Raw genomic sequence first — 22,519 nt, 5'->3', positions numbered from 1 at the left:
TTTCCCCCCTTAACTATACAGTTCTTTCAAGGATTTACCGCGCAATTTAGCAACATCTTCAGCGCGTTTCAAATTCGATAATCCTTCGAATGTCGCACGAACCATGTTGATTGGTGTGCTTGAACCAAGTGATTTCGAAAGGATATCCGTGATGCCTGCAAGTTCTAGTACCGCACGGACAGGTCCGCCTGCGATAACTCCAGTACCTGGAGCTGCTGGTTTGATAAGGATTTTACCTGCTCCAAAATGTCCAAGCACTAGGTGCGGAGTAGTTCCTTTAACCATTGGTACAACGATTAAATTCTTCTTCGCATCTTCGATAGCTTTACGGATTGCATCTGGAACTTCTTGTGCTTTACCAGTACCAAAACCGACACGGCCATTTTTATCTCCGACAACTACGAGAGCAGTGAAACGGAAACGACGTCCGCCTTTCACAACTTTCGCTACGCGGTTAATGGTAACTACGCGTTCTTCGAATTCGCTTTTATTCTGATCATTACGACGCATGAAATGTATACCTCCTTCTTAATTAAAATTCCAGACCGTTTTCACGTGCTGAGTCTGCAAGAGCTTTCACACGGCCGTGAAATAGGTATCCGCCACGGTCAAATACTACTGACTTAACGTCCTTTTCAACAGCTTTCTTTGCGATCATCTCGCCGACTTTTACTGCTGCTGCAGTGTCTGCTTTGGATTCAGATCCGAAATCTTTTTCCATTGAAGAAGCACTTACAATCGTTACTGCATTCACGTCATCAATCAACTGAGCATAGATATGCTTGTTTGAACGGAATACGTTTAGGCGTGGACGAGCTGCAGTCCCGCTGATTTTACGACGTACGCGTGCATGACGTTTCTTACGAGTAGCATTCTTGTCTTTTTTCGTAATCATCGTGATCACTCCTTCCAGATGCCTTAAGCGGCATTATTTACCAGTTTTACCTTCTTTACGACGGACAACTTCTCCTTCGTAGCGAATCCCTTTGCCTTTATACGGCTCTGGTGGGCGTACTTTTCTGATGTTCGATGCAAGAGCACCAACGCGTTCTTTGTTGATACCACGAACAGTAATTTTAGTGTTAGCAGGAACTTCAACTTCAATTCCTTCTTCAGGTGTAAATTCAACTGGGTGAGAGAAACCAATGTTCAACACTAATTTCGAACCTTGAAGTGAAGCACGGTAACCAACACCAACTAGTTCAAGTTTGCGTTCGAAACCTTCTGAAACGCCAACCACCATGTTATTGATAAGTGAACGTGTCGTTCCATGAATAGAACGGTGTTCTTTGGATTCAGAAGGACGGATCAAAGTGATCACGTTGTTCTCCTGTTCAATTTTAATATCCGAGTTAAATGTGTTTGTAAGTTCGCCTTTAGGACCTTTAACTGTAACGAAGTTACCTTCTGCGATAGTAACAGTCACGTTTTCAGGTACCTCAATCGGCTTTTTGCCAATACGGGACATTCAAGTGCACCTCCATTCATTTGTTACGAATTACCAGACGTAAGCTACTACTTCTCCGCCTACTTGTTTAGCGCGTGCTTCTTTGTCTGTAAGTACGCCATTTGATGTAGAAACGAGGGCTATACCAAGACCGTTCAAAACTTTAGGAACTTCGCTAGTTTTAGCATAAACACGAAGACCAGGTTTTGAAATACGTTTAAGACCAGTAATAACACGTTCGTTATTTTGACCGTACTTAAGGAAAATGCGGATGATACCTTGTTTGCTATCCTCGACATATTCAACATCACGTACGAAACCTTCACGTTTCAAGATTTCTGCGATTTCTTTTTTCATGTTTGAAGCAGGTACTTCAAGCTTTTCGTGACGAACCATATTGGCGTTACGAATGCGTGTAAGCATGTCTGCGATCGGATCACTCATTGTCATTACATTTACCTCCTTCCCAAATTTAGGGGTTTACCAGCTGGCTTTTTTGACGCCAGGAATTTGTCCCTTATATGCTAACTCGCGGAAACAAATACGGCAAAGCTTGAACTTACGATATACCGAATGCGGACGACCACAACGCTCACAGCGTGTGTATGCTTGTACCGCGAATTTTGGTGTGCGTTTTTGTTTAGCAATCATTGATTTTTTAGCCACGTTTACGCCTCCCTCTTATTTACTTTTGGAACGGCATGCCGAACTGCGTTAGTAACTCATGTGCTTCTTCGTCCGAGTTTGCAGTCGTAACGATGACGATATCCATACCGCGTATTTTAGAAACTTTATCATAATCAATTTCCGGGAAAATTAGTTGCTCTTTTACGCCAAGCGTATAGTTACCGCGACCGTCGAATGCTTTTTTAGAAACACCACGGAAGTCACGTACACGAGGCAACGAAACAGCAATCAGTTTGTCTAGGAATTCATACATACGCTCACCGCGTAGTGTAACTTTCGTTCCAATAGGCATACCTTCACGAAGACGGAATCCCGCGATTGATTTCTTTGCTTTTGTGACAACAGGTTTTTGACCTGAAATAATTGTTAAGTCTTCCACTGCCGCATCTAGTGCTTTCGTGTTTTGAACAGCATCACCAACACCCATGTTAATGACGATTTTGTCGACTTTTGGTACTTGCATAACTGATGTATATTCAAACTTGCTCATAAGAGCAGGAGTGATTTCGCTTTTAAACTTTTCTTTTAAACGGCTCATCTGTTGGACCTCCTTTCATCCGTTACTTAGTTATCCAGCAATTCTCCGGATTTTTTAGCAACACGAACTTTTTTGCCATTTTCGATCTTGTATCCTACACGAGTAGGCTCGCCTGTCTTAGGATCGATCACCATGACGTTTGATACATGGATAGCTGCCTCTTGGCTGATGATTCCACCTTGAGGATTTTCCTGGTTAGGTTTCGTATGTTTCTTGACGATGTTAACACCTTCAACAAGCACACGATCCTTTTTAGGGAAAGCAACTAGGATCACACCGGTTTTACCTTTGTCTTTACCTGTGATGACCATAACTTTATCGCCTTTTTTAACATTCATTCTGTCGCACCTCCTTGATTTGGCACTATCATGTGATTAAAGAACTTCAGGAGCAAGTGAAATAATTTTCATGAAGTTGCTGTCACGAAGTTCGCGAGCAACTGGTCCGAAAATACGAGTTCCACGTGGGCTCTTGTCGTCACGGATAATAACACAAGCATTTTCATCAAATGTAATATATGAACCGTCTTTACGGCGTACTCCGCTCTTCGTGCGAACGATAACAGCCTTGACAACTTCACCTTTTTTAACAACGCCACCTGGTGTTGCTTTTTTCACCGTTACAACGACTACATCACCGATGTTTGCTACTTTTCGGCCTGAACCGCCTAATACCTTAATTGTAAGTACTTCACGAGCGCCTGAGTTGTCGGCGACTTTCATACGACTTTCCTGTTGGATCATTGAGGCTACCTCCTCCCGGATTTATATACCCGAACGTTAATTAAATGATGACCGCTGTTTCGACTACTTCAAGTAGACGGAAACGTTTTGTTGCTGACAATGGACGAGTTTCCATTATACGAACAACATCTCCGATTTTAGCTTCGTTCAGCTCATCGTGGGCCTTGAATTTCTTAGAATACTTAACACGTTTACCGTATTTAGAATGTTTCTTTTGCGTTTCGATCATAACAGTAACTGTTTTATCCATTTTGTCGGATACAACGCGGCCTGTATATACTTTGCGCTGGTTACGCTCCTCAGTCATGGCTGCAACCTCCTTCATCAGTTATTTGCACTGATTTCTCTTTGACGTATAACTGTCTTCATGCGCGCAATCGATTTACGAACTTCTCGGATGCGTGCAGTGTTTTCTAATTGACCTGTCGCAAGTTGGAAGCGAAGGTTGAAAAGCTCTTCTTTCAGTGATTTCACCTTTTGCTCAATCTCTGCAGTTGTTAAGTCACGGATTTCATTAGCTTTCATTAGATTCACCACCGATTTCTTCACGTTTTACAAACTTAGTTTTAATAGGAAGTTTGTGAGATGCCAGGCGAAGCGCTTCACGCGCAACTTCTTCCGATACACCTGCTATTTCGAACATAATACGACCAGGTTTAACAACTGCTACCCAGCCTTCTACAGCACCTTTACCTGAACCCATCCGTACTTCAAGAGGCTTCTTTGTATATGGTTTGTGCGGGAAGATGTTGATCCATACTTTACCGCCACGTTTCATGTAACGTGTCATTGAAATACGTGCTGCTTCGATTTGGCGGTTTGTAATCCATGCCGAATCAAGAGCTTGTAGACCGTATTCTCCGAATTGAACTGTTGCTCCGCCTTTTGTAGTACCACGCATTTTACCACGGAATACACGACGATATTTAACTCGTTTAGGCATTAACATATTAGTTGCCTCCTTCCTCAGAGTTCTTCTGTTTCTTCACTGGAAGGACTTCTCCACGATAAATCCATACTTTAACGCCAAGCTTACCAAACGTTGTGTCTGCTTCAGCATGTGCATAATCAATATCTGCACGTAATGTATGGAGAGGGACAGTACCTTCACTATAATGTTCCGACCGAGCGATGTCAGCACCGCCAAGACGTCCAGAAACTTGTGTTTTAATTCCTTTAGCGCCAGAACGCATTGTGCGTTGGATTGCTTGTTTTTGTGCACGACGGTATGATACGCGAGTTTCTAGTTGACGAGCAATTGACTCTGCAACTAGTTTAGCGTCAAGATCCGCACGTTTAATTTCAATGATGTTGATGTGAACGCGTTTACCAGTGATGTCGTTCAACATTTTACGAAGTGTTTCGACCTCAGTACCACCTTTACCAATAACCATTCCTGGTTTAGCAGTGTGGATGCTGATGTTAACACGCTTTGCAGCACGTTCAATTTCAACTTTAGAAACAGAAGCTTCTACAAGACGTTTTTCGATGAACTCACGGATTTTCAAATCTTCGTGCAAGAGAGTCGCATAGTCTTTTTCTGCGTACCATTTAGACTCCCAGTCACGGATGATACCGACCCGTAAACCGTTAGGATGTACTTTTTGACCCACGAATTATCCCTCCTTCTTTTCAGATACCACTAATGTGATGTGGCTCGTACGTTTATTAATTGCGCTCGCACGTCCTTGTGCGCGTGGTCGGAAACGTTTCATAGTCGGACCTTCATCAACGAATACTTCGCTGATAAATAGGTTTTCGACATCCATTTCATAGTTATGTTCAGCATTTGCAATCGCTGATTTCAAAACTTTTTCTACAACCGGAGAAGCCGCTTTTGGCGTCAGGCGTAGAATCGCGATAGCTTCACCGACTTTTTTGCCTCGGATAAGATCAACGACCAAACGGACTTTACGAGAGGCAATACGGACTGTGCGGGCAGTAGCTTTTGCTTGTTGCATCAGAATAACCTCCTCTCAATTAACGTCTTGTTTTCTTATCGTCGGCGCCATGACCTCTGTATGTGCGCGTAGGTGCAAATTCACCAAGTTTGTGACCAACCATATCTTCAGTTACATAGACGGGAACGTGTTTACGTCCGTCATATACAGCAATTGTCATTCCGATGAATGTCGGGAAGATTGTTGAACGGCGTGACCATGTTTTGATAACCTGTTTTTTCTCAGATCCACTTTGTGCTTCGACCTTCTTCATTAGATGATCGTCTACAAATGGTCCTTTTTTCAAGCTGCGGCCCATGTCGGAACCTCCCTCCGTGTTTGTACTACGGTCCAATCATTGAACCGCAGTGCATTACTATTACTTCTTACGACGACGTACAATAAGCTTGTCGGATTTGTTGTTTTTCTTACGTGTTTTATAACCAAGTGTCGGTTTACCCCATGGAGTTACTGGAGACTTCATACCGATACCAGTTTTACCTTCACCACCACCGTGTGGGTGATCGTTAGGGTTCATGACAGAACCACGAACTGTTGGGCGTTTACCCATCCAACGTGAACGTCCTGCTTTACCAATGTTGATTAGTTCATGTTGCTCATTACCAACTTGACCAATTGTCGCGCGGCATACAGCAAGAATCATGCGAACTTCTCCAGATTGAAGACGTACAATAACATACTTATCTTCACGGCCAAGTAGTTGTGCAGAAGTTCCTGCTGAACGTACTAGTTGTCCGCCTTTACCTGGTTTCATTTCGATGTTATGAATTGTAGTACCCATTGGAATGTTTTCTAGTGGAAGTGAGTTACCCACTTTGATATCTGATTCCGGGCCTGACATAATAGTTGCTCCAACTACAAGACCTTTTGGAGCGAGAATGTAACGTTTCTCTCCGTCTACGTAATTGATTAGAGCAATGTTAGCTGAACGGTTTGGATCGTATTCGATCGTAGCAACGCGTCCTGGTATGCCATCTTTCCGGCGTTGGAAATCGATGACACGGTATTGGCGCTTGTGGCCTCCACCATGGTGACGAACAGTAATCCTACCAGTGTTGTTACGGCCGCCTTTCCGCTTAAGCGGTGCAAGCAATGATTTTTCCGGTTTGTCAGCAGTAATCTCAGCAAAATCGGATGTAGTCATGTTACGGCGTCCGTTGGAGGTAGGTTTGTATTTCTTAATCGCCATTTGTGTTCCCTCCTTCATATAATTAGATATCTATTAGTTGTTTAACTTAGACTTCGAAAAGTTCGATGTCTTTTGAGTCAGCAGTTAGTGTAACAATCGCTTTACGGCGTCTGTTCGTATAACCAGAATGCTTGCCCATACGCTTAAGTTTACCTTTGTAATTCTGTACGTTCACTTTTTCAACTTTAACACCGAAAACTTCTTCGATAGCTTGCTTAATAAATGATTTATTAGCGCGCGTGTCAACTTCAAAAGTGTACTTTTTGAATTCCATTTGTTCAGAAGTACGCTCGGTAATGACCGGACGTTTTATAATATCACGTGCTTCCATTAACCTAGCACCTCCTCTATTTTTTGAACTGCTGCTTTAGTCATAACAAGTTTATCGTGACCGATAAGATCAAGTACGTTAATACCTGTCGCTGTTACGACACTGATTCCAGGGATGTTACGTGCAGACAAAGCCAAAGTTTCATCTAAGTCAGCTGTTACGATCAACGCTTTTCTGTTAATCGAAAGATCAGCAAGTACTTTGATAAAATCTTTTGTTTTTGGTGCATTGAATGTTAGTCCTTCAAGAACGATTACATCTTCTTCACGAACTTTCGTAGAAAGAGCTGAAAGAAGAGCCAATCTGCGGACTTTCTTCGGTAATTTGTAGCTATAGCTTCTTGGTGATGGACCGAATACGATACCACCTCCACGCCATTGTGGTGATCGGATTGAACCTTGACGGGCACGACCTGTACCTTTTTGACGCCATGGTTTACGTCCTCCACCAGCAACTTCGCCGCGACTTTTTACTTTATGATTCCCTTGACGCAATGAAGCACGTTGTTGAACCAATGCTTCGAATAAAACAGATTCGTTTGGTACGATACCAAAGATTGCTTCATTTAGTTCGATGTCTCCGACAGAAGTTCCTGCCTGATTTAATACGGATACTTTAGGCATTCCTGTTTCCTCCTTTCTTTAGTAGTCAGTTTCCTTTGATAGCGCTGCGCACTTGTAAAAGTGATTTGCGTGCTCCAGGAACGTTACCTTTAACTAGTAGCAAGTTGCGTTCAAGATCAACTCGTATAATTTCAAGGTTTTGAACTGTTACTGTTTTGCCACCCATACGACCTGGCATTTTTTTACCTTTGAATACACGTTGAGCGTCAACAGATCCGATTGAACCTGGTGCGCGGTGATGACGTGATCCGTGGGTCATAGGTCCGCGTGAATATCCGTGACGCTTGATAACACCCTGGAACCCTTTACCTTTTGATGTACCTGTGATGTCGACGATATCGCCTTCAGCAAAAGTATCAACTTTGACTTCTTGACCAACTTCGTAGCCACTAACGTCTAATTCGCGGAATTCGCGAATGAAGCGCTTAGGTGCAGTATCAGCTTTTGCAACGTGCCCTTTTTCAGGTTTGTTAGCAAGCTTTTCGCGTTTATCTTCAAATCCGATTTGGATTGATTCGTAGCCGTCTGTTTCCGTAGTCTTCTTTTGAAGAACAACGTTTTGTCCAGCCTCAATCACTGTTACCGGGATAAGATCTCCGTTTTCAGCAAAAATTTGCGTCATACCGAGTTTTCTTCCCAAGATTCCTTTGGTCATTTAGTCCACCTCCTGAATTAATGTGTGCTTTATTTAGTATCGATTAAAGTTTAATTTCAATGTCAACGCCTGATGGTAAATCGAGTTTCATTAAAGCATCGACAGTTTGTGGTGTCGGATTAACGATATCGATTAGACGTTTGTGAGTACGCATTTCGAACTGCTCGCGCGAATCTTTGTATTTATGCACCGCACGAAGAATCGTGTAGACAGTTCTTTCAGTCGGTAGTGGAATCGGACCCGATACACTAGCACCCGAACGTTTTGCTGTTTCTACGATCTTTTCAGCTGATTGATCAAGAATTCTATGATCATATGCTTTTAAACGAATACGAATCTTTTGTTTTGCCATTATTTTCCCTCCCTTGCGCCTATTTTGTTATAGACATTCTCCACGAAAATTTCCCACACACATGCCATGGCAAAGCGGCCTGGTGTGTCGGCAACCTCTCGCTTCATCGCAGTCAAAGACCAACATTCAATATTATACACATAAAAAAAGAATAACGCAAGTGCCTTGGCGAAATTCTTTTCTCAACTTTATTATTATAATTCTTTCTCTCACTCATTGCAAGTCCGAGAGTACTAACTCGGACTATTGACTACTTAATTAAAGAGCATGACTGTTACCCAACCAAACAACAACAACGGAATGTTGTAGTGAATGAATGTCGGTACACATGTATCCCATATATGATTATGTTGTCCATCGACATCAAGTCCCGCAGTTGGCCCAAGCGTAGAGTCAGATGCAGGCGAACCAGCATCACCAAGAGCCGCTGCTGTCCCAACAAGTGCAATGATGGCTAACGGACTGAATCCAAATGCCATACTAAGCGGCACGAAAATCGATGCAATAATTGGGATTGTCGCAAATGATGAGCCAATACCCATTGTAACGATTAACCCGACAAGTAACATAGCGAATGCTGCCATCCCCTTATTATCCCCTAGAGCAGTGCTCGAGTATTCCACCAACTTAACAATATCTCCTGTCTCTTGAAGCACAGCAGCAAATCCATTTGCTGTAATCATGACAAATCCTACGAATGCCATCATACGCATTCCTTCATTGATTAAACCATCAGCATCTTTCCACTTAAGTGCTCCCGTAATATACAGAATCGCAATCCCAGTCACCGCACCTGCAATCATAGACTGTGTTGGTATCTGTACAGCAAGTGTGCCAATAAGTGCTAGTACTGTAAAGATGATATTACGTGTTTTAACAACCACCACTTCTTCAGTGATTTTTAACTGCTTGTCCTCATACTCTCTCGGCTTGCGATAAGAGAAGAAAATAGCAATTAGCAGTCCTACGAACAGACCAAGAACAGGAAGTGCCATCGCTTTCGGTATGTCCGCCATATCAATCGCCATACCCGCTGCCGCCATTTGCTTAGCAAGAATTTCATGGAAGATGAAACCGTATCCATATGGAAGCAAGATATATGGTGCTGTTAACCCGAATGTCAGAACAGATGCAATGAGACGACGATCTATTTTCAACATATTTAAGACATGTATAATCGGTGGCACCAATAAAGGAATAAATGCAATATGGATTGGAATAAGATTTTGTGAGAATATGGCCATCGCTAGAAGCATTAAGACAATCAATACTTTTCCTAGTGCTGTACGATCAGGCTCCCCCTCTTTCTTCACAATCCGCAACATAGCTTCAACAAGCAATTGAGGAATGCCAGTTTTCGATATAGCTACCGCGAATCCACCAAGTAATGCATAACTAAGGGCAATTGTTGCTCCTTCACCTAGACCACCAGTAAACGAGACAATCGTTTCATCAACTGATAAGCCTCCTGTAAATCCTCCCACAATCGCACCTACAACTAGGGCTAATACAACGTTCACCCGTAATAAACTTAAAGCCAACATAACGACTATGGCGATAATAACTGCATTCATTTGTATTCCCCCTATGATTTGTTTCTTTATCCAGCTAAAGTGATGAAGCATAGTTATTAAGATAGCAGAGGATATTTCTTCTGTCAATGAATTTTTAGCGCAGCATCAGAGTCAGGATCTTCAATGAGTAATCCTTATGTTGTAGCTTGTCCATTTAACGAGATTTTATAGTTTCCTAGGCAACAAAAAAACCGCCACAAAGGGCGGTTTTAAGAAATAATTATTTAAGGATTGTTGCTACAACGCCAGCGCCTACAGTACGTCCACCTTCGCGGATAGAGAACTTCGTACCTTCTTCAAGAGCGATTGGAGCAATCAAATCGATTGTCATTTCAATGTTATCTCCAGGCATAACCATTTCTACGCCTTCAGGAAGTTCGATAACACCAGTTACGTCAGTTGTACGGAAGTAGAACTGTGGACGGTAGTTAGAGAAGAATGGAGTATGACGTCCACCCTCTTCTTTTGAAAGAACATAAACTTCAGATGTAAATTTCGTGTGTGGAACGATAGTTCCTGGTTTAGCAAGAACTTGCCCACGTTGGATGTCATCACGTGATACCCCACGAAGTAGTGCACCAATGTTGTCGCCAGCTTCTGCATAATCAAGAAGTTTACGGAACATTTCTACACCTGTTACAGTAGTAGCTTTTGGTTCTTCAACGATACCGATGATATCAACAACATCACCGATTTTAACTACTCCACGCTCAACGCGACCAGTAGCAACAGTTCCACGTCCTGTGATTGAGAATACGTCCTCAACAGGCATCATGAATGGTTTTTCAGTATCACGTGGTGGTGTTGGGATATACTCGTCAACAGCAGCCATAAGTTCCATAATTTTATCTTCATAGCCTTCGTCGCCTTCAAGCGCTTTAAGAGCAGAACCTTTAATGACAGGAATGTCATCGCCAGGGAAGTCATATTCAGAAAGAAGGTCGCGAATTTCCATTTCAACAAGCTCAAGAAGCTCTTCGTCATCAACCATGTCACATTTGTTCATGAAGACAACTAGATGTGGAACACCTACTTGACGTGAAAGCAAGATGTGCTCACGTGTTTGTGGCATAGGGCCGTCAGCTGCAGAAACAACTAGGATTCCGCCGTCCATTTGTGCTGCACCAGTGATCATGTTTTTAACGTAATCGGCGTGACCTGGGCAGTCAACGTGTGCGTAGTGACGAGTTGCAGTTTCATACTCAACGTGTGAAGTATTGATTGTAATACCGCGTTCTTTTTCTTCAGGTGCGTTATCAACGTCAGCATAAGATGCTGCTGTTCCACCTAGTCTTTTTGCTAGAACTGTTGCGATTGCTGCAGTTAGTGTAGTTTTACCATGGTCAACGTGACCGATTGTACCAACGTTAGCATGCTGCTTGGAGCGGTCGAATTTTTCTTTTCCCATTATGGAAATCCTCCTCGAAATATAAAAGTTTTTTTGTTTTTATATAGATATAGGTGCTAAAGGGGGCCCCCTCTAACATCCCATATCTATCTATTCATTAATTTAATGGATAGCAGGCTAAAATAAAAATTATTCGCCTTTGTTTTTCTTAACAATTTCTTCTGCAACTGATTTCGGCACTTCTTCATAGTGATCGAATGACATTGAGAAGTTTCCGCGTCCTTGTGTGTTAGAACGTAGAGATGTTGCATAACCAAACATATTAGCAAGTGGAACCATTGCACGAACTACTTGTGAATTACCACGAGCGTCCATACCTTCTACACGGCCACGGCGTGATGTAACATCGCCCATGATATCGCCCATGTATTCTTCAGGAATTTGAACTTCTACTTTCATCATTGGTTCAAGTAGAACTGGGTTAACTTTGGATACAGCATTTTTCAACGCCATAGATGCAGCGATTTTAAATGCCATTTCGTTTGAGTCGACATCATGATAAGAACCGTCGAATAGACGGGCTTTAATGTCGATCAAAGGATAACCAGCGATTACACCATTATTAAGTGAATCACGGATACCCGCTTCTACTGCAGGAATATATTCACGTGGAACTGATCCCCCGACAACGTTGTTAATGAATTCGAATCCTTTTCCTTCTTCGTTAGGAGAGAATTCAATCCAAACGTGACCAAACTGTCCACGTCCACCGGATTGACGCACGAACTTACCTTCAACTTCCGCCGAAGCGCGGAATGTTTCACGATAAGATACTTGCGGAGCTCCGACGTTAGCTTCAACGTTGAATTCACGGCGCATACGGTCTACAAGAACGTCAAGATGCAACTCACCCATACCAGCAATGATTACTTCTCCAGTTTCTTGGTCTGTATGTGCGCGGAATGTCGGGTCTTCCTCTTGAAGCTTAGCAAGAGCCATACCCATTTTATCTTGGTCGGCTTTTGTTTTCGGTTCAACAGAAAGTGAAATTACTGGTTCCGGGAAGTCCATTGACTCAAGAATGATCAGTGCACCAGCCTCACAAAGTGTGTCGCCAGTTCCTGTATCTTTAAGTCCAACTGCAGCAGCAATTTCTCCTGAATGTACTTCAGAAATTTCTTCACGAGAGTTCGCATGCATTTGTAGAATACGTCCTACGCGTTCACGCTTACCTTTTGAAGAGTTTTGTACGTATGATCCTGATTGAAGAACTCCAGAATACACACGGAAGAATGTCAGTTTACCTACATAAGGATCCGTCATAACTTTGAATGCAAGTGCCGAGAAAGGCTCGCTGTCGTCTGAGTGACGCTCGATTTCTTCATCAGTATCAGGATCTGTACCTTTCATAGGTGGGATGTCAAGTGGTGATGGAAGGTAGTCGATAACAGCATCAAGAACAAGTTGTACACCTTTGTTTTTGAAAGCAGTTCCGCATACAACCGGATAGAACTCAACAGCCAATGTCGCTTTACGAATCGCTTGTTTGATTTCTGCGTTTGTAATTTCATCTTCATCCAAGAATTTGTTCATAAGAGCTTCATCGAATTCAGCAACCGCTTCAATTAACTTTTCACGGTATTCTTCTGCTTGCTCACGATATTCTTCTGGGATTTCTCTTGTTTCAGCATTTAAACCTGTATCATCTTCATAGAAAACTGCTTTCATTTCAACTAAATCGATAATTGCTGCAAAAGTATCTTCTGCACCAATCGGCAATTGAATTGGATGAGCGTTTGCTCCAAGACGGTCTACAAGTGTACCTACTGAATAAAGGAAATCAGCACCAGTTTTGTCCATTTTGTTTACGAAAACTAGGCGTGGTACGCCGTAGTTAGTCGCTTGACGCCATACTGTTTCTGTTTGCGGTTCAACGCCCGATTGAGCATCAAGTACCGTTACAGCTCCATCAAGAACACGAAGTGAACGTTCAACTTCAACAGTGAAGTCTACGTGACCTGGAGTATCAATGATGTTTACGCGGTGGTCTTTCCACTCAGCAGTTGTAGCAGCTGAAGTGATTGTAATTCCGCGTTCTTGCTCCTGCTCCATCCAGTCCATTTGAGATGCACCTTCGTGCGTTTCCCCGATTTTGTGGATTTTACCAGTATAATAAAGGATCCGCTCAGTCGTTGTTGTTTTACCAGCATCGATGTGAGCCATGATACCAATGTTACGTGTATTCTCTAAGGAGAATTTTCTAGCCATGATATGATCTCCTTCCGTCTCGGATTAGAGTAGTAATGAATCGCTGAATCTTACCAGCGATAGTGAGCGAATGCTTTGTTAGCATCAGCCATTTTGTGCATTTCTTCACGGCGTTTCACAGAAGCACCAGTGTTGTTAGAAGCATCAAGGATTTCATTCGCAAGACGTTCTTCCATTGTTTTTTCTCCGCGTGTGCGTGAGTAGTTAACAAGGTAACGAAGTCCAAGAGTTGTACGGCGATCAGGACGTACTTCAACTGGTACTTGATAGTTTGCTCCACCTACACGGCGTGCTTTAACTTCAAGAACTGGCATTACATTAGTAAGTGCCGCTTCGAATACTTCAAGTGGATCTTTTCCAGAACGTTCTTTCACAAGCTCGAACGCACCATAGAGGATTTTTTGAGATGTACCTTTTTTACCGTCAACCATCATTTTATTAATAAGACGTGAAACGAGCTTCGAATTGTAAATCGGATCCGGAAGTACGTCACGTTTTGCAACAGGGCCTTTACGTGGCATGTTGTATTCCTCCTTTCAAGGTTTTTAAGCGATTTCGCTTAAATAACCATCAATCATGATTATTTTAATTAGCTTTTTTTAACTTTAGGTTTTTTAGCTCCGTACATAGAACGGCTTTGCATACGGCCAGTTACACCAGCTGTATCAAGTGCTCCACGAACGATGTGGTAACGAACACCTGGTAAGTCTTTTACGCGTCCTCCGCGAAGTAGAACAACACTGTGTTCTTGAAGGTTGTGGCCTTCACCAGGGATGTATGCATTGACTTCCAATTGGTTAGTCAAGCGTACACGTGCATATTTACGAAGAGCCGAGTTTGGCTTTTTCGGTGTCATTGTGCCAACACGCGTACAAACACCTCTTTTTTGTGGTGAGTTTACGTTTGTCATTGACTTTTTGAAGCTGTTATAACTTTTTCCGAGTGCTGGTGATTTAGATCCCGTCACTTTTGATTTACGTGGTTTACGGACCAATTGATTAATTGTAGGCATCGGTTTTTCCTCCTTTCGAACTTCTTTTTGTAAGACCACACATCCAGGTGGTTCATTTTTGGGGTAAAAACAAAGTCTTTGTGCTTCAATGCACAAAAACTATTAATCAGTAATCGCAACCACAGCTGCACCGACTTGAATGCCACATGCATTTCCGAGTTTATCTCTCGAATCAACATACGTCACTTGAATGTCACGAAGTTTGGCTTCCTCCATTACTGGAGCAATAATCCGTTCTTCTGCATCCTGCGCAATAATAATCTCTATCACTATCCCTGCACGGATTGCTTTCACTGCCTGCTTTGTACCAATGATTGTCTTCTTTGCCTGCTCGACTTTTTCATAAGACATTTCCATATCCTCCAAAGTACAGACATCCAACTATCAACCTTTTGTATTTTATCACCTGTAAGGTAAACTGTCAACACATAAACGAAAAGTCGGGGGAGTTACTTTCGTATTCCCCCGTTTTCAGTTTAAGTTACAGAATCATAACTTACTTAGTTGTAGCTTTTTCTTTTTCTTGTTCCATTACAATATGACGGTAACGCTGCATTCCTGTTCCAGCTGGAACAAGTTTCCCGATAATAACGTTTTCTTTCAAGCCTAGTAACTCGTCCGTTTTCCCTTTAATAGCTGCATCTGTCAAGACACGGGTTGTCTCTTGGAATGATGCTGCTGATAAGAAGGATTCCGTTTCAAGTGAAGCTTTCGTAATACCGAGAATAACAGGACGACAAGTCGCTGGAATTTTATTGACTTTAAGTACTTCCGCATTCGCATCTGAGAATTGGTGAATGTCGAGTAGTGAACCTGGCAATAGATCCGTGTCCCCTGCTTCGATGATGCGCACTTTACGAAGCATTTGGCGAACCATTACTTCAATGTGCTTATCACCGATTTCAACACCCTGCATACGGTAAACTTTTTGAACTTCTTTCAAGAGATAGACTTGAACGGTAACGACGTCTTTAACAACAATCAGTTCTTTCGGATCGATAGAACCTTCTGTTATGACTTCACCTCGGTCAATCATATCACCGACATCAACTTTAAGACGGGCGTTGTATGGCGTCAGATATTTCCGCGTTTCTACTTCGCCTTCAATCGTAATTTCTTTCTGACCTTCACGTATTTCATCAATTTCAATGATTTGACCTTTGATTTCCGAAATAACTGCAACCCCTTTAGGATTACGCGATTCGAAAATTTCCTGGATACGTGGAAGACCTTGTGTTATGTCGGACCCTGCAACTCCACCTGTATGGAACGTACGCATTGTAAGCTGTGTACCCGGCTCACCGATAGATTGTGCAGCGATAATACCAACCGCTTCACCAACCTCGACTGTTTCACCTGTTGCCAAGTTAATGCCGTAACATAATTTACAAACGCCGTGCTTCGTATTACATGTGAACGCAGAACGAATTGTTATTTGTTCAAGTCCCGCATCCAAAATGGCACGAGCTGCATCAGCAGTAATCAAGCCATCTCGTTTAAGAATCAAAGCGCCTGTTTCAGGATGATAAATCGATTTCTTCGTGTGACGGCCTTCGATACGTTCATCTAGACCTTCGATTACTTCCGTTCCATCCATAAGTGCTCCGATATCCAATCCGCGATCTGTACCACAATCATCTTCACGGACAATTACGTCTTGTGCAACATCGACAAGTCGACGTGTCAAGTAACCTGAGTCGGCTGTCTTAAGAGCAGTATCCGCAAGTCCTTTACGAGCACCGTGTGTTGAGATGAAGTACTCAAGCACTGTCAGACCTTCACGGAATGACGATTTGATTGGTAGTTCAATGATTCGACCGGCCGGATTGGCCATCAGACCACGCATACCAGCAAGCTGCGTAAAGTTTGACGCGTTACCCCGGGCACCCGAGTCACTCATCATATAAATCGGGTTTGAGTGGTCAAGTGAGTCCATTAGTTTGTCTTGGATTACATCCTTAGCATGGCTCCAGTAAGAGATAACGCGATCATATCGCTCTTCCTCTGTAATGAGACCACGACGGAACTGTTGTAACACTTTATCCACTTTTGCTTGTGCTTCATGCAAGATATCATCTTTATTAGGTAGAACGACAATGTCGGATATACCAATTGTAATTCCTGCACGAGTAGAATATTTGAATCCAAGATTTTTCATGCGGTCAAGCATTCTTGACGTTTCTGTAATATGGAAACGTTTGAAGATCTCCGCAATGATATTTCCAAGGATTTTTTTCTTAAACGGTTCAATTAGTTCCTGTTCAGCAACATGCTCTTTTATATTGACAGTTCCAGATACAAAATACTTGTCTGGTGTTTCAATTTGCAAGTTGAAGTCTGACGGTTCGTTAATATACGGGAACGATTTCGGCAGAATCTCGTTGAAAATCACTTTTCCGACTGTCGTTATAAGAAGTTTTGCATTCTGTTCCTCAGTGAAAGTAGGATTATTCAAAGATCTTGCCTGAATAGCGATACGTGAATGAAGATGCACGAAACCGTTATGATAAGCAATTAGTGCTTCATCCGCATCACGGAATGAAGTACCTTCTCCTGACGCGCCTTTACGTTCCAGTGTAAGGTAGTAGTTTCCTAAAACCATATCCTGAGAAGGCGTAACGACTGGTTTTCCGTCTTTCGGGTTCAAAATGTTTTGTGCTGCTAGCATAAGTAGACGCGCTTCCGCTTGTGCTTCTGCGGATAACGGAACGTGGACTGCCATTTGGTCACCATCAAAGTCAGCGTTATAAGCTGTACAAACCAGTGGGTGAAGTGTAATCGCACGCCCTTCTACAAGGATTGGTTCGAATGCTTGAATACCAAGTCGGTGAAGAGTCGGGGCACGGTTCAATAAGACCGGATGCTCCTTGATGACTTCTTCAAGAACGTCCCACACTTCTGAATGGAGGCGTTCAATTTTACGTTTGGCACTCTTAATGTTGTGCGCAAGACCTCGTTCAACGAGTTCTTTCATAACAAACGGTTTAAACAGTTCAATCGCCATTTCTTTCGGCAGACCACACTGATACATTTTCAGGTTAGGTCCTACGACGATAACGGAACGACCAGAATAGTCAACACGTTTTCCTAGTAAGTTTTGACGGAAACGTCCTTGCTTCCCTTTCAACATATGAGAAAGGGATTTCAATGGACGGTTACCAGGTCCTGTAACCGGACGGCCACGACGACCATTATCGATGAGCGCATCGACTGCTTCTTGCAGCATCCGCTTCTCATTCTGAACAATGATTCCTGGTGCTCCTAAATCTAATAGGCGTTTCAATCTGTTGTTCCGGTTGATGACCCTTCGGTACAGGTCGTTCAAGTCGGATGTTGCAAATCGTCCACCATCAAGTTGTACCATCGGGCGAAGCTCCGGCGGGATGACTGGTAACACTTCAAGAACCATCCATTCAGGCTTATTGCCCGAGTTACGGAAAGCTTCAACAACCTCTAGGCGCCTGATTGCACGCGTACGACGTTGCCCTTGAACTGTTTTCAATTCTTCTTTCAAGAACTCCATCTCTTTTTCAAGATCGATAGCTGCAAGAAGACGTTCAATTGCTTCAGCGCCCATGAGCGCTTGGAATTTAGAACCATACTTTTCGCGGTAGATACGGTATTCCCGTTCAGAAAGCAGTTGCTTTCTTTCAAGCGGAGTATCCGCAGGGTCAACGACTACATAAGACGCGAAATAGATAATTTCCTCCAGAGCACGTGGTGTCATATCAAGGATAAGACCCATTCGGCTTGGAATTCCTTTGAAGTACCAAATATGTGTAACTGGAGCTGCTAGTTCAATATGTCCCATACGTTCACGGCGGACTTTTTGACGCGTCACTTCTACTCCACAACGGTCACAAACGACGCCTTTATAACGAACGCGTTTATACTTTCCGCAATGACATTCCCAATCTTTTGTAGGTCCAAAAATACGTTCACAGAACAGACCATCTTTTTCGGGCTTCAATGTTCGGTAGTTAATTGTTTCCGGCTTTTTCACTTCACCATATGACCATGAACGGATCTTATCAGATGAAGCAAGCCCTATTTTCATATACTCAAAATTGTTTACATCTATCAAGGAGCCTACCTCCCTCTAGTCTTATCGCTGCAATTGGCTTTTCCGAGCAAGCGCACACTTTATATTCAAAAGATAAAGGGGAAAACGTTAATTTCCCCTTAGATTCATTTATATCATTCACTAGGCTAATCAAACAGGCTGATTTTCTTTTATAAGATTCAAAGCATCTGTTGGTTGCATATCATCGTCTTCATCAAGATCGCGTAACTCGATTTCTTCAAAATCAATCGATAGCATCTTAACATCCAAACCAAGACTTTGAAGTTCTTTTATAAGAACTTTAAAGGATTCTGGAACACCTGGTTGTGGAACACTTTCACCTTTAACAATCGCTTCGTACGTCTTCACGCGTCCTACGACGTCATCCGACTTCACAGTCAGAATCTCTTGAAGCGTATAAGCTGCCCCATAGGCTTCGAGTGCCCACACTTCCATCTCACCGAAACGTTGCCCACCGAACTGAGCTTTACCGCCCAGTGGTTGCTGTGTGACGAGAGAGTATGGTCCTGTTGAACGGGCGTGAAGTTTATCGTCGACCATGTGGGCCAGTTTGATAATATACATGACACCGACTGATACACGGTTATCGAAAGCTTCTCCTGAACGACCGTCATACAGAATAGTTTTTCCGTCACGATCCATCCCGGCTTCTTCCATCGTTTCCCAAACATCCTGTTCGTTCGCCCCATCAAATACAGGAGACGCCATATGGATGCCGAGAGTACGAGATGCCATGCCAAGATGCATTTCAAGAACCTGTCCGATGTTCATACGTGATGGAACACCAAGCGGGTTAAGCATGAGGTCAATTGGTGTGCCGTCCGGTAAATAAGGCATATCCGCTTCAGGTAAGATGCGGGAAATAACCCCTTTGTTTCCGTGACGTCCAGCCATTTTGTCCCCAACGGAAATTTTCCGTTTTTGAACGATGTATGCGCGGACCAATTGGTTAACGCCCGGTGGCAGTTCATCGCCATCTTCACGATTAAATACTTTCACATCTAGAACGATCCCACCCGCGCCATGCGGTACTTTGAGGGATGTATCACGGACTTCACGTGCTTTTTCACCAAAAATAGCATGTAAAAGTCTTTCTTCAGCAGTCAGTTCAGTTACGCCTTTCGGAGTCACTTTCCCAACAAGAATATCACCATCACGAACTTCGGCTCCGATACGAATAATTCCACGGTCGTCCAAGTTACGAAGCGAATCTTCACCAACGTTCGGAATGTCGCGCGTAATTTCTTCAGGACCAAGTTTCGTATCTCTCGCTTCAGATTCGTATTCTTCGATATGGACCGAAGTATAGACATCATCTTTCACAAGACGTTCGCTCATGATTATCGCATCTTCATAGTTGTAGCCGTCCCATGTCATAAATGCCATCAGAACGTTACGACCAAGCGCTAGCTCTCCTTGCTCCATTGAAGGACCATCTGCAAGAATATCAAGAGGTTTAACGCGATCCCCTACACTACAAATTGGACGTTGGTTATAACATGTCCCTTGGTTCGAACGGATAAAGTTTTCAAGACGGTATATTGTAAGATCGCCTTTTACTTCTTTTCCATCAACTGTTTCAATACGACGAACACGAATTTCTCTAGCCTCGACATGTTCGACAATTCCATCAAACTTCGCAAGTACAGCTGCACCTGAATCGCGTGCTGATATGTGTTCCATACCAGTTCCTACGAAAGGTGATTCCGGATTGAGAAGAGGGACTGCTTGACGTTGCATGTTCGCTCCCATAAGGGCACGGTTCGAGTCATCATTCTCAAGGAATGGAATACATGCTGTTGCCGCAGAAACTACTTGTTTAGGCGAAACGTCCATGTAGTCAATTTGTTCGCGTTTAAAGACAGTGTTATCCCCTTGGAAACGACCGACGACTCCTTCACTAACAAAAGAACCATCTTCTGCAAGTATTGCGTTTGCTTGTGCTACGACGTAATTATCTTCTACATCCGCAGTCAAGTAATCGATTCTAGAAGTGACCCGACCAGAGATAGGATCAACTTTTCGATATGGCGTTTCAATAAATCCGAACTTATTCACTTTCGCAAACGTAGAGAGTGAGTTAATCAGTCCGATATTCGGTCCCTCTGGTGTTTCAATTGGACACATACGTCCGTAATGGGAGTAATGCACGTCACGTACTTCCATTCCTGCACGTTCCCTTGTCAAACCACCAGGTCCAAGTGCAGACAGCCTGCGTTTATGTGTTAATTCGGCAAGCGGATTCGTCTGATCCATGAACTGAGAAAGTTGAGAACTACCAAAGAACTCTTTAATAGATGCGATAACGGGGCGAATATTAATCAGCTGTTGCGGTACGATTGACTGCGTATCATTAATGGACATACGTTCTTTTACGACACGTTCCATACGAGAAAGCCCGATACGGAACTGGTTTTGAAGAAGTTCACCCACTGAACGTAGACGACGGTTACCGAGATGATCGATATCATCCGTGTTACCCACACCATGAAGAAGGTTGAAGAAATAACTAATTGAAGCAACGATATCTGCCGGCGTTACATGCTTGATAGAATCATCGACATACGCGTTCGATATTACGTTGATTACTTGTTTTTCTTCACTTTTCGGAGAATAAATTTTGATGGACTGGATTGTTATTTTTTCGTCAAGAACTCCACTTGCATGAGTGATCTCTTCGAAACCGATTCCTTTTTCCAAATGCGGAAGAAGACGGTCCAATGCACGGCGATCGATGAGTTGGTCTTTTTCAAGCAGAATTTCACCAGTTTCAGGGTCGACAAGTGTTTCAGCGACAACCTGGTTGAACAAGCGATTTTGTGCATGAAGCTTCTTATTCATCTTATAGCGACCTACATTCGCTAAATCATACCGTTTTGCATCAAAAAATCGTGAGAACAAAAGGTTCTTCGCGCTATCTAGTGTTGGTGGCTCACCTGGACGAAGACGTTCGTATATCTCAAGCAATGCTTTTTCAGAGCTTTCAGTGTTGTCCTTTTCAAGTGTGTTGCGCAAATACTCATTATCACCGATTAAATCAATGATTTCCTGGTCGGATGAGAATCCGAGTGCACGAAGGAGTACTGTAACTGGCAACTTACGTGTCCGATCAATGCGGACGTGAACAACATCTTTTGCATCTGTTTCATACTCAAGCCAAGCACCGCGATTCGGAATAACAGTTGCACCGAAACCACGTTTACCGTTTTTGTCCGTTTTATCACTGTAATAAACACTTGGAGACCGGACGAGCTGGGAGACAATTACCCTCTCCGCACCATTAATAACAAATGTACCATTTTCTGTCATGAGCGGGAAATCACCCATAAAGACATCTTGCTCTTTTACTTCTTCCGTCTCTTTATTGTGGAGACGAACTTTTACACGTAGCGGCGCTGCAAACGTTACATCACGCTCTTTCGATTCCTCTACAGGGTATTTAGGATCCCCAAGAGTATAATCGATGAACTCCAACGATAGATTTCCCGTAAAGTCTTGAATCGGAGAAATATCGCGGAACATATCCAGCAGTCCTTCTTCTAAGAACCACTCATAAGATGCCGTCTGGATTTCAATCAGATTCGGCAGATCGAGCACTTCGCTGATCCGTGCGAAACTTCTCCGCTGACGGTGTTGACCATACTGAACTAAATGACCTGTCAACTCTTTCACCCCTTATAAAACAATATTAGTTCTTTGCGAAACCA

Annotated in this window: 27 protein-coding genes; all 27 read right to left on the bottom strand. The window is 43.0% G+C overall.

The genetic code is table 11. The features are described 5' to 3' along the window. Positions 1 to 9: 9 nt before the first annotated feature. Positions 10 to 510, bottom strand: coding sequence for a 30S ribosomal protein S5 (gene rpsE / locus H7992_RS01365; RefSeq protein WP_067204791.1), 501 nt, complete (start codon positions 508 to 510; stop codon positions 10 to 12). A 22-nt stretch (positions 511 to 532) separates the two neighbouring features. Beyond that, complete coding sequence (rplR, locus tag H7992_RS01360) at positions 533 to 895, bottom strand: 50S ribosomal protein L18 (protein ID WP_067204790.1); 363 nt, start codon at positions 893 to 895, stop codon at positions 533 to 535. A gap of 33 nt (positions 896 to 928) precedes the next feature. Continuing rightward, entirely contained in the window at positions 929 to 1,468 is a 540-nt protein-coding gene (gene rplF / locus H7992_RS01355) for a 50S ribosomal protein L6 (RefSeq protein ID WP_067204786.1), read from the bottom strand. A 30-nt stretch (positions 1,469 to 1,498) separates the two neighbouring features. After that, on the bottom strand, positions 1,499 to 1,897 hold the full coding sequence (gene rpsH, locus H7992_RS01350; RefSeq protein WP_067204783.1) for a 30S ribosomal protein S8: 399 nt from the start codon (positions 1,895 to 1,897) through the stop codon (positions 1,499 to 1,501). Between the two features lie 30 nt (positions 1,898 to 1,927). After that, entirely contained in the window at positions 1,928 to 2,113 is a 186-nt protein-coding gene (locus H7992_RS01345) for a type Z 30S ribosomal protein S14 (RefSeq protein WP_067204781.1), read from the bottom strand. A 19-nt stretch (positions 2,114 to 2,132) separates the two neighbouring features. Continuing rightward, positions 2,133 to 2,672, bottom strand: coding sequence for a 50S ribosomal protein L5 (rplE, locus tag H7992_RS01340; protein WP_067204779.1), 540 nt, complete (start codon positions 2,670 to 2,672; stop codon positions 2,133 to 2,135). A 26-nt stretch (positions 2,673 to 2,698) separates the two neighbouring features. Further along, a complete protein-coding gene (rplX, locus tag H7992_RS01335) occupies positions 2,699 to 3,010 on the bottom strand; it encodes a 50S ribosomal protein L24 (RefSeq protein WP_067204776.1) in 312 nt (103 codons plus the stop codon). Positions 3,011 to 3,046: 36 nt separating this feature from the next. Further along, positions 3,047 to 3,415 (bottom strand): 50S ribosomal protein L14, encoded by a 369-nt coding sequence (gene rplN, locus H7992_RS01330; RefSeq protein WP_067204773.1) that lies wholly within the window; start codon positions 3,413 to 3,415, stop codon positions 3,047 to 3,049. A gap of 40 nt (positions 3,416 to 3,455) precedes the next feature. Continuing rightward, positions 3,456 to 3,722, bottom strand: a complete 267-nt coding sequence (gene rpsQ / locus H7992_RS01325; protein ID WP_067204770.1) for a 30S ribosomal protein S17 — start codon at positions 3,720 to 3,722, stop codon at positions 3,456 to 3,458. Between the two features lie 17 nt (positions 3,723 to 3,739). Further along, complete coding sequence (gene rpmC / locus H7992_RS01320; RefSeq protein WP_025783856.1) at positions 3,740 to 3,940, bottom strand: 50S ribosomal protein L29; 201 nt, start codon at positions 3,938 to 3,940, stop codon at positions 3,740 to 3,742. Continuing rightward, positions 3,930 to 4,364 (bottom strand): 50S ribosomal protein L16, encoded by a 435-nt coding sequence (gene rplP / locus H7992_RS01315; RefSeq protein ID WP_067204766.1) that lies wholly within the window; start codon positions 4,362 to 4,364, stop codon positions 3,930 to 3,932. The genes rpmC and rplP overlap by 11 nt, the downstream gene beginning before the upstream one ends. A gap of 1 nt (position 4,365) precedes the next feature. Beyond that, positions 4,366 to 5,028 (bottom strand): 30S ribosomal protein S3, encoded by a 663-nt coding sequence (rpsC, locus tag H7992_RS01310; protein ID WP_067204763.1) that lies wholly within the window; start codon positions 5,026 to 5,028, stop codon positions 4,366 to 4,368. A 3-nt stretch (positions 5,029 to 5,031) separates the two neighbouring features. Then, positions 5,032 to 5,376 (bottom strand): 50S ribosomal protein L22, encoded by a 345-nt coding sequence (gene rplV, locus H7992_RS01305; RefSeq protein WP_067204760.1) that lies wholly within the window; start codon positions 5,374 to 5,376, stop codon positions 5,032 to 5,034. A gap of 19 nt (positions 5,377 to 5,395) precedes the next feature. Beyond that, positions 5,396 to 5,674, bottom strand: a complete 279-nt coding sequence (rpsS, locus tag H7992_RS01300; RefSeq protein WP_067204757.1) for a 30S ribosomal protein S19 — start codon at positions 5,672 to 5,674, stop codon at positions 5,396 to 5,398. 60 nt (positions 5,675 to 5,734) lie between these two features. Then, complete coding sequence (rplB, locus tag H7992_RS01295) at positions 5,735 to 6,565, bottom strand: 50S ribosomal protein L2 (RefSeq protein WP_067204755.1); 831 nt, start codon at positions 6,563 to 6,565, stop codon at positions 5,735 to 5,737. A 46-nt stretch (positions 6,566 to 6,611) separates the two neighbouring features. Beyond that, complete coding sequence (rplW, locus tag H7992_RS01290) at positions 6,612 to 6,896, bottom strand: 50S ribosomal protein L23 (RefSeq protein WP_067204752.1); 285 nt, start codon at positions 6,894 to 6,896, stop codon at positions 6,612 to 6,614. Beyond that, a complete protein-coding gene (rplD, locus tag H7992_RS01285) occupies positions 6,896 to 7,519 on the bottom strand; it encodes a 50S ribosomal protein L4 (protein WP_067204749.1) in 624 nt (207 codons plus the stop codon). Before rplD ends, rplW begins: the two co-directional genes overlap by 1 nt. Positions 7,520 to 7,544: 25 nt before the next feature. Beyond that, a complete protein-coding gene (rplC, locus tag H7992_RS01280; protein ID WP_067204747.1) occupies positions 7,545 to 8,174 on the bottom strand; it encodes a 50S ribosomal protein L3 in 630 nt (209 codons plus the stop codon). Between the two features lie 43 nt (positions 8,175 to 8,217). Further along, a complete protein-coding gene (gene rpsJ / locus H7992_RS01275) occupies positions 8,218 to 8,526 on the bottom strand; it encodes a 30S ribosomal protein S10 (RefSeq protein WP_067204744.1) in 309 nt (102 codons plus the stop codon). 254 nt (positions 8,527 to 8,780) lie between these two features. Further along, a complete protein-coding gene (locus H7992_RS01270) occupies positions 8,781 to 10,100 on the bottom strand; it encodes a Na+/H+ antiporter family protein (protein WP_067204741.1) in 1,320 nt (439 codons plus the stop codon). 220 nt (positions 10,101 to 10,320) lie between these two features. After that, positions 10,321 to 11,508: an elongation factor Tu gene (gene tuf, locus H7992_RS01265; protein WP_067204738.1), complete on the bottom strand. Its 1,188-nt coding sequence runs from the start codon at positions 11,506 to 11,508 to the stop codon at positions 10,321 to 10,323. 129 nt (positions 11,509 to 11,637) lie between these two features. After that, positions 11,638 to 13,716, bottom strand: a complete 2,079-nt coding sequence (fusA, locus tag H7992_RS01260) for an elongation factor G (RefSeq protein WP_067204735.1) — start codon at positions 13,714 to 13,716, stop codon at positions 11,638 to 11,640. 50 nt (positions 13,717 to 13,766) lie between these two features. Beyond that, a complete protein-coding gene (gene rpsG, locus H7992_RS01255; protein WP_067204733.1) occupies positions 13,767 to 14,237 on the bottom strand; it encodes a 30S ribosomal protein S7 in 471 nt (156 codons plus the stop codon). A 68-nt stretch (positions 14,238 to 14,305) separates the two neighbouring features. Further along, positions 14,306 to 14,728, bottom strand: coding sequence for a 30S ribosomal protein S12 (rpsL, locus tag H7992_RS01250; protein WP_067204730.1), 423 nt, complete (start codon positions 14,726 to 14,728; stop codon positions 14,306 to 14,308). 102 nt (positions 14,729 to 14,830) lie between these two features. Continuing rightward, positions 14,831 to 15,079 carry a ribosomal L7Ae/L30e/S12e/Gadd45 family protein gene (locus tag H7992_RS01245; protein WP_067204727.1) on the bottom strand — a complete coding sequence of 83 codons (249 nt, stop codon included), beginning with the start codon at positions 15,077 to 15,079 and terminating at the stop codon, positions 14,831 to 14,833. Positions 15,080 to 15,224: 145 nt separating this feature from the next. Next, positions 15,225 to 18,812 (bottom strand): DNA-directed RNA polymerase subunit beta', encoded by a 3,588-nt coding sequence (gene rpoC / locus H7992_RS01240; protein ID WP_067204724.1) that lies wholly within the window; start codon positions 18,810 to 18,812, stop codon positions 15,225 to 15,227. A gap of 129 nt (positions 18,813 to 18,941) precedes the next feature. Further along, positions 18,942 to 22,475, bottom strand: a complete 3,534-nt coding sequence (gene rpoB / locus H7992_RS01235; protein WP_067204721.1) for a DNA-directed RNA polymerase subunit beta — start codon at positions 22,473 to 22,475, stop codon at positions 18,942 to 18,944. Between the last annotated feature and the right edge of the window lie 44 nt (positions 22,476 to 22,519).

This window comes from Sporosarcina sp. resist, assembly GCF_014302295.1.
GTDB classification, from domain to species: domain Bacteria; phylum Bacillota; class Bacilli; order Bacillales_A; family Planococcaceae; genus Sporosarcina; species Sporosarcina psychrophila.
The sequence above is the reverse complement of the archived record's forward strand: the minus strand, read 5'-3'. Positions and strand labels throughout refer to the sequence as shown.